Genomic DNA, 6,330 nt, shown 5'->3' on the forward strand with positions numbered 1-6,330 from the left:
CGTGAAACAACTTTGCGCCGATGATAGTGCTGCAACCAGTGTGAAAGTAGGTTATCGTCAGGCTTGTTATTCGCAGTAGAGAAAAACCCGATCAGCAATGGTCGGGTTTTTTTTCGTCTGGTGGTTTTGCAGGTTTTACGGCGTACAGGCATAAAAAAAGCAGCGCTGCGCGCTGCCTTTTGCATTATCACCACATGTTGTGCACGGCGGGCACCGTCATGTTCTCTTCATATTCACACTGTACGATGACTTCCATTCTCATCAAGTAAATGTGTGCATCCATGTTGGCCAAGCTTAAACTCGTCAAAACGTCCAAAGGCATCGATAGCGCCTTGATGCTGTCGGCCATGCTGATACTCTGGATCGGCAATTACAGCAACCTCGATCTCATGATCGCCGACAGTATGTTCGACGGGACGCGTGGGCAATTTGCTGGCACGGGCAGCGCGTGGGCGGGTAATTTCCAGCTCGGCATGATCTCGCTTGGCTCCGCCTTGATCAGCTTGGCCATCTGGGACACCTTGCACCCGCTGGCCTGGCTTGCTTCACGCCGCAGCGCCTTGCGCGTCGTGGCCTTGTCGGCCGTTCTGGTGCCGTTAAGTATTTATTTGCTCTCTTCTTTCAGCGATGTGCCTTGCCCCACGGATTTGTTGCGCTATGGGGGACTGGAGCCGTACACGCGCCTGCTGGAAACATTGCCGGCCAGTGCCTCTGGTATGGTCTGCCTGCCCGCCACGCAGGCGAACACTGCCTGGTGGATGCTGGCCTTGCCATTGTTCTGTCTGCCCGAACGGCCACGCACGGCGCTTCTGTTCGCTTGTGTCATGCTGTTGTGTGGTTTGGCGGCAGGCTGGCAGCAGCAATTGCATGGTACGCAATTTTTCACACACACCTTGTGGTCTGCCTGGATCGCTTCTTTCCTGATATATCTGCTGCAAAAGCTGCTCCGGGACGAGGACGCGTTGGCCTGAAACACAAAAGTACGTCACAATCTGCCTGTCTAGTTGTCGTTTCATACAAAAACAGGAGCACCATGAACGAGCAGATTGCGAGAGAAGTGGTATTGGTCCGTGCTATCGAGACGGCCGACCAGAAAAAAGAAGTCCTCAGCGAGGATGACCGCATGTATGCCAGCCGCAGCGCGCGTGAGCTTGCGCAGTGGCAAGCTTCGGGCAAGCAGGCCGAAGTGACAGGTGACGATTTCCTGCAGCAGCGCTCCGAGCTGATCCTCAAGCGCATCACCGAACGCACGCCTGCCTTCGCCGCTTTCGCGAAACGCCGTAACGGCATGAAAACCCTGGCGCTGACCTTGCCCCTGCTGGCACTGCTGCTGGGCGCCGGGCTCGACCGCATCACGGATCCCCATCGCGTGGATCTGCTGTCGGCGCCCTTGTTGCTAATTATTGCCTGGAATGTACTGGTCTACCTGGGCTTGCTGATCTGGCTATGCATCCCTTCGCATTCCCTCGGCTGGCCGAAGGCGGGACTGGTGCGCCACCTGAGCGTGGGCCGCCTGGCCTTGCCGCGCAAGCTGCCGCACGCCCTGTCCTCGGGCTTGCTCAGTTTCATGGGAGAATGGGCGCATTTGAGCGCCAAACTGACGGCCGCGCGGCTGAGCCGCACCATCCACTTGAGCGCCGCCATGTTTGCCATCGGTGCCGTTGCCTCGCTGTATGCGCGTGGCTTCCTGTCGCAATACGCGGCCGGCTGGGAAAGCACTTTTTTGAATGCCGGCCAAGTGCACAGCCTGCTTTCGACCCTGTTCGCACCGGCCATCGCCCTGTTTCATTTGCAAGGTTTTTCGCTGGCGGAAATCGAAGCGCTGCGTTTCCCGCAAACGACAACTGTCGAAGGCGGCGCGCGCTGGGTGCATTTGTATGCGGCAACCATCTTCCTGCTGGTGGTCGTTCCCCGCCTGATCTTGGCCTTGGTCAACAACTGGCGCGCCGCGCGCTTGGCCAGGAACTTTCCGCTGGATCTCGATCAACCGTATTTCCGCAAGCTCAATGAAAGCATCGGCGTGGCCACAGGCGGCATGCTGCGCGTCCTGCCATATAGCTTTACTGTCGATGAGGCACGCCACAAGGGCCTGGGGCAAATCGCCCTCATGCTGTTCGGCGAGCAGGGTCGCATGATGCTGCGTCCGTCAACGTCGTATGGCGAAGAGCCGCAGGACGTCTTGCGCGACACGGACTTGAATGATCCACAAGTCAATATCACGGCCGTGCTGTTCAACCTGACGGCGACGCCGGAAAAGGAAAACCACGGCGCCTTCCTCGATTACCTGGCGCAATCGTCGGCACGCGGCATTGCTGTACTGATCGACGAGTCCAGCTATCTGGAGCGCGCGGGCGAGCAGGTGGATAACGGCGCGCGCCTGGCGGAACGAGTCGCCTTGTGGCAACAGTTCTGCCAGTTCCACAAAACTACGGCCACCCGGGTCAATTTGCTCAATCCTGCCTTGCACCCGCTTGATGCCGGTGTCGGGCTGAAAGTATCGGCAGCAGCATGAGTGTGAATGTGAATAAAGATGTGTGGGATGATGCGGTGCAGATTCAGTTCGCGCTGATTTCGCACACGAATAATGGCAAGACGACACTGGCGCGCACCCTGGTGGGCGTGGACATCGGCGAAGTGCGCGATGCTGCCCACGTGACCTTGTTTGCGGAATCGCATACCTTGCTGGCTACGTCGCAGGGGGATGCCCTGCAATTATGGGACACGCCAGGCTTCGGCGATTCCGTGCGCCTGCTCAAGCGTCTGGGACAATCGGGCAATCCCATTGGCTGGTTCTTGCGCGAAGTGCTGGACCGTTACCGCGACCGTCCGTTCTGGCTAAGTCAGCAAGCGCTGCGCACGGCCAAGGACTCTGCCGACGTGGTGTTGTACCTGGTTAACTCCTCTGAAAATCCCCGGGACGCGGGTTACTTGTCGGCGGAAATGAAAATCCTCGCCTGGCTGGATAAGCCGGTGGTGGTTTTGCTGAACCAGATGGGGCCGCCGCGTCCGGGGAATGAGGAGCACGGCGAGCAGACGCGCTGGCGCGAGCATTTGCAGCAGTATCCGATCGTGCGTGACGTCCTGGCGCTCGATGCCTTTGCCCGCTGCTGGGTACATGAGCGGGTGTTTTACGAAGCCGTGGGTAAATTGTTGCCGCAGTCGCAGCAAGTTGGCTATGCGCGTTTGTTTGCTGCCTGGCAAGAGCAGAATACGGCGCGTTTTCAGCAGGCCATGCACTTGCTGGCTACGCAACTGGCGGTGGCAGGGCAGGATCGCGAAGCCATTGATCCGGCGTCCAGGGGCTTGCTGAAATCGGCTTTGCAGGTAGTGGGTATCGGTAAGAATGCAGAGCAGCAACGCCAGGAAAAGGCCATGGCTAGCCTGGTGGCGCGGCTCAATACGCACAGCAGCATGACCACGCGTGAACTGTTGATCTTGCACAAACTCGACCCGACCGATGCGCATAAGATCAATAGCCGGATACGGGAAAATTTCGCCGTGCGCGCGCCGATCGACAAGGCGCAAGCGGGACTCTTGGGCGCCATGATTTCCGGTGCCGCGACGGGGCTGTCGGCCGACCTGATTTCCGGCGGCCTGACCTTGGGCACAGGCGCCTTGCTTGGCGGCGTGGTCGGTGCACTGACGTTTGCGGGCGCAGCCTGGGGGTTTAATTCCGGCACGGACCGCAACGAGCCCATCATGCAATTTACGGATGCTTTCCTGCGTACACTGGTGGTGGCGGGCGTGCTGCGTTACCTGGCGGTGGCGCACTTTGGCCGTGGCCGCGGCAACTTTGTGGAAAGCGAGGCGCCGGCCTTCTGGCAGGATGAAGTCGAGCAGGCAGTGGCACGCCATGACGCTGCTTTGGCCGAGTTGTGGAAAGAAGTGCGACGGGATAAATCGCCCGAGCAGGCTGCCGAGCGCGTCTTGCCCCTCATGTCGTCCATCACTTCCGATACCCTGGCACGTCTGTATCCGGATGTGGCGCGCCTGGTGTAGATGCCTGGTGTGGATAATCAGGCGCGGGCTTGCAGCCATTGTTGTAAAAATTGCACGCACGCCCTGATCTTGGCCGAGTTCGACAGCCGCGAGGTGGTCACCGCCCACACATCGGCAGCCTGTTGATACGCGGGCAAAATGCGCACCAGCTTGCCTTGCGCCAGGCTGCTTTCCACATCCCATGCCGAGCGCAAGATGATGCCGTGGCCGTCCAGCGCCCATTGATGGACGATCTCGCCATTGTTGGCCGAGAGCGGCCCATCGACGTTCACCGTTTCCAATCCTTGCGGCCCTAGCAGTTTCCAGCGCCGTCCATCCTGGTCGCGTTCGCGGATGACGATGCAGTCATGCTCGCGCAACTGCGCCAGGGTGCCCGGCGTTCCACGTTGTGCAAGGTAGGCGGGCGCGGCGCACAGTACGCGCTGATTGCTGGCAATACGATGGGCGATCAGGTTTGGCTCGTGCACCACGCCGATGCGAATATCGAGATCGAAACCTTCGCCCAGCAGATCTACAGGCCGGTCGAGCAATTCCAGCTGTATTTTCAGGTCTGGATACTGGCGTGCGAGCTGGGACAGGGCGGGGCCAAGCCGGTTGCGCCCAAAGCCGGAACTGGAGCAGATGCGCAGCACGCCTTGCGGCTGCAGTTTCGACTGCGCTACCGCTTCACCCATCTGCTCGACATCTTCCAGGATGCGCTGCGCCCATTGCCGCACGATCTCGCCGTGATCGGTGACGCTGACCCGGCGCGTGGTCCGGTGCAGCAAACGTACCTGCAGCGCCGCTTCCAGCATGCTGATGCGCTTGCTGACGACCGCCTTGGAAATACCCAGTTCGAGCGCCGTGGCGGCGAAACTGGTTTTATGGGCGACCTGGCAAAACAGGCGTAAGTCTTCTAGCAGCGGCGTATGCTTCATTGATTGACCACGAAATGTGAATACTTGGGTTATGAATTCCCTGATTGTATTCTGATCCGGTGCCAGTATCATCAACGCATCCCGCTAACATCCATCTATCAACAGGAGAACCGTATGCCCGTACACCGAATTGCAGTCATCGCCGGCGACGGCATCGGCAATGAAGTCATGCCGGAAGGGTTGCGTGTTGTCGAGGCGGCTGCGCGCCGTTTCAATATCGACCTGCAGTTCACGACCATGGAGTGGGCCAATTGCGATTATTACCTCAAGCACGGCCAGATGATGCCCTCGGATTGGTTTGTCCAGCTCAAGGATTTCGACGCCATCTATTTTGGCGCCGTGGGCTGGCCGGAGAAGGTGCCTGACCATATCTCCTTATGGGGTTCGCTGTTGAAATTCCGGCGCGAGTTCGACGAATACGTCAACCTGCGTCCTGTGCGCTTGATGCCTGGCGTGCCGTGTCCGCTGGCGAATAAAAAGCCCGGTGATATCGACTTTTATGTGGTGCGTGAAAATACGGAAGGAGAGTATTCATCCGTGGGCGGGCGCATGTTCGAGGGGACGGAGCGCGAGACCGTGCTGCAGGAATCTGTCTTTACGCGCAAGGGCGTCGACCGTATCCTGAAGTATGCGTTTGAGCTGGCGCAAAGCCGGCCTAAAAAACACCTGACATCGGCCACCAAGTCGAATGGCATTGCGATCAGTATGCCATATTGGGATGAGCGGGTGGAGGCGATGGGCCCGAGCTTTCCCGATGTCCGCTGGGATAAATACCATATCGACATCCTGGCAGCCCGTTTCGTGCTTAGTCCCGAGCGTTTTGACGTAGTGGTCGCTTCGAATCTGTTTGGCGACATCCTGTCCGATCTGGGGCCCGCCTGCACGGGGACGATTGCCATTGCACCATCGGCCAATATCAATCCGGAGCGCACGTTCCCTTCAGTCTTTGAGCCGGTACACGGTTCCGCACCCGATATCTATGGCCAGAATATCGCCAATCCGATCGGCATGATCTGGTCGGGTGCCATGATGCTGGACTTCCTCGGTAATGGCGATGCCAATTACACGGCGGCGCATGACGCGATTGTGCGCGCCATCGAGCAGGTGCTTGAGCATGGTCCGCGCACACCGGATATGGGCGGCAGCGCCAGTACGACCGATGTGGGCATGGCGGTTGCCGAGTTACTCAAATAAAGCTTGCCGCCCATGGGCGGCTTTGCTATAGTTCGCCTCCCCAATGAGACGCAGTCAAATGCGGCAGTTGAGGATCACCGGAAACGGCGATGCAGCAAAAAGAAGGAGTTGACGGACGTAGCGAAATGCTTCATACTCTTCCTTCTTCGCAGCTGACAAACACAACGCTTTGTCGATAGCGCGAAAGCAGTAACCGAATACAGTTCTTTAACAATTAACA

Annotated in this window: 6 protein-coding genes; 4 read left to right on the forward strand and 2 right to left on the reverse strand. The window is 58.6% G+C overall.

Features of this window, described 5'->3' with window-relative positions; translation table 11 throughout:
• Window positions 1-185 (reverse strand): hypothetical protein (locus CSQ93_RS29620; protein ID WP_233516396.1); only part of this gene is annotated, 185 nt, incomplete at its 3' end.
• A 96-nt stretch (window positions 186-281) separates the two neighbouring features.
• Here CSQ93_RS29620 and CSQ93_RS28380 point away from each other — a divergent pair.
• From CSQ93_RS28380 to CSQ93_RS28390, 3 genes are all read left to right on the forward strand, one after another.
• Entirely contained in the window at window positions 282-971 is a 690-nt protein-coding gene (locus CSQ93_RS28380; protein ID WP_099380909.1) for an acid phosphatase, read from the forward strand.
• Between the two features lie 62 nt (window positions 972-1,033).
• Window positions 1,034-2,512, forward strand: a complete 1,479-nt coding sequence (locus CSQ93_RS28385; RefSeq protein WP_099380910.1) for a DUF2868 domain-containing protein — start codon at window positions 1,034-1,036, stop codon at window positions 2,510-2,512.
• Complete coding sequence (locus tag CSQ93_RS28390) at window positions 2,509-3,999, forward strand: DUF3482 domain-containing protein (protein ID WP_099380911.1); 1,491 nt, start codon at window positions 2,509-2,511, stop codon at window positions 3,997-3,999. Before CSQ93_RS28385 ends, CSQ93_RS28390 begins: the two co-directional genes overlap by 4 nt.
• 17 nt (window positions 4,000-4,016) lie before the next feature.
• Here CSQ93_RS28390 and CSQ93_RS28395 read toward each other — a convergent pair whose 3' ends face one another.
• Window positions 4,017-4,916, reverse strand: a complete 900-nt coding sequence (locus CSQ93_RS28395; RefSeq protein ID WP_099380912.1) for a LysR family transcriptional regulator — start codon at window positions 4,914-4,916, stop codon at window positions 4,017-4,019.
• Between the two features lie 114 nt (window positions 4,917-5,030).
• Between CSQ93_RS28395 and CSQ93_RS28400 the strand changes: the two genes are divergently transcribed.
• Window positions 5,031-6,110: a tartrate dehydrogenase gene (locus CSQ93_RS28400; RefSeq protein ID WP_099380913.1), complete on the forward strand. Its 1,080-nt coding sequence runs from the start codon at window positions 5,031-5,033 to the stop codon at window positions 6,108-6,110.
• The last annotated feature ends 220 nt before the right edge of the window (window positions 6,111-6,330 follow it).

Origin of the sequence: Janthinobacterium sp. BJB426 (assembly GCF_002735705.1) — a bacterium.
Lineage (GTDB): Bacteria > Pseudomonadota > Gammaproteobacteria > Burkholderiales > Burkholderiaceae_D > Janthinobacterium.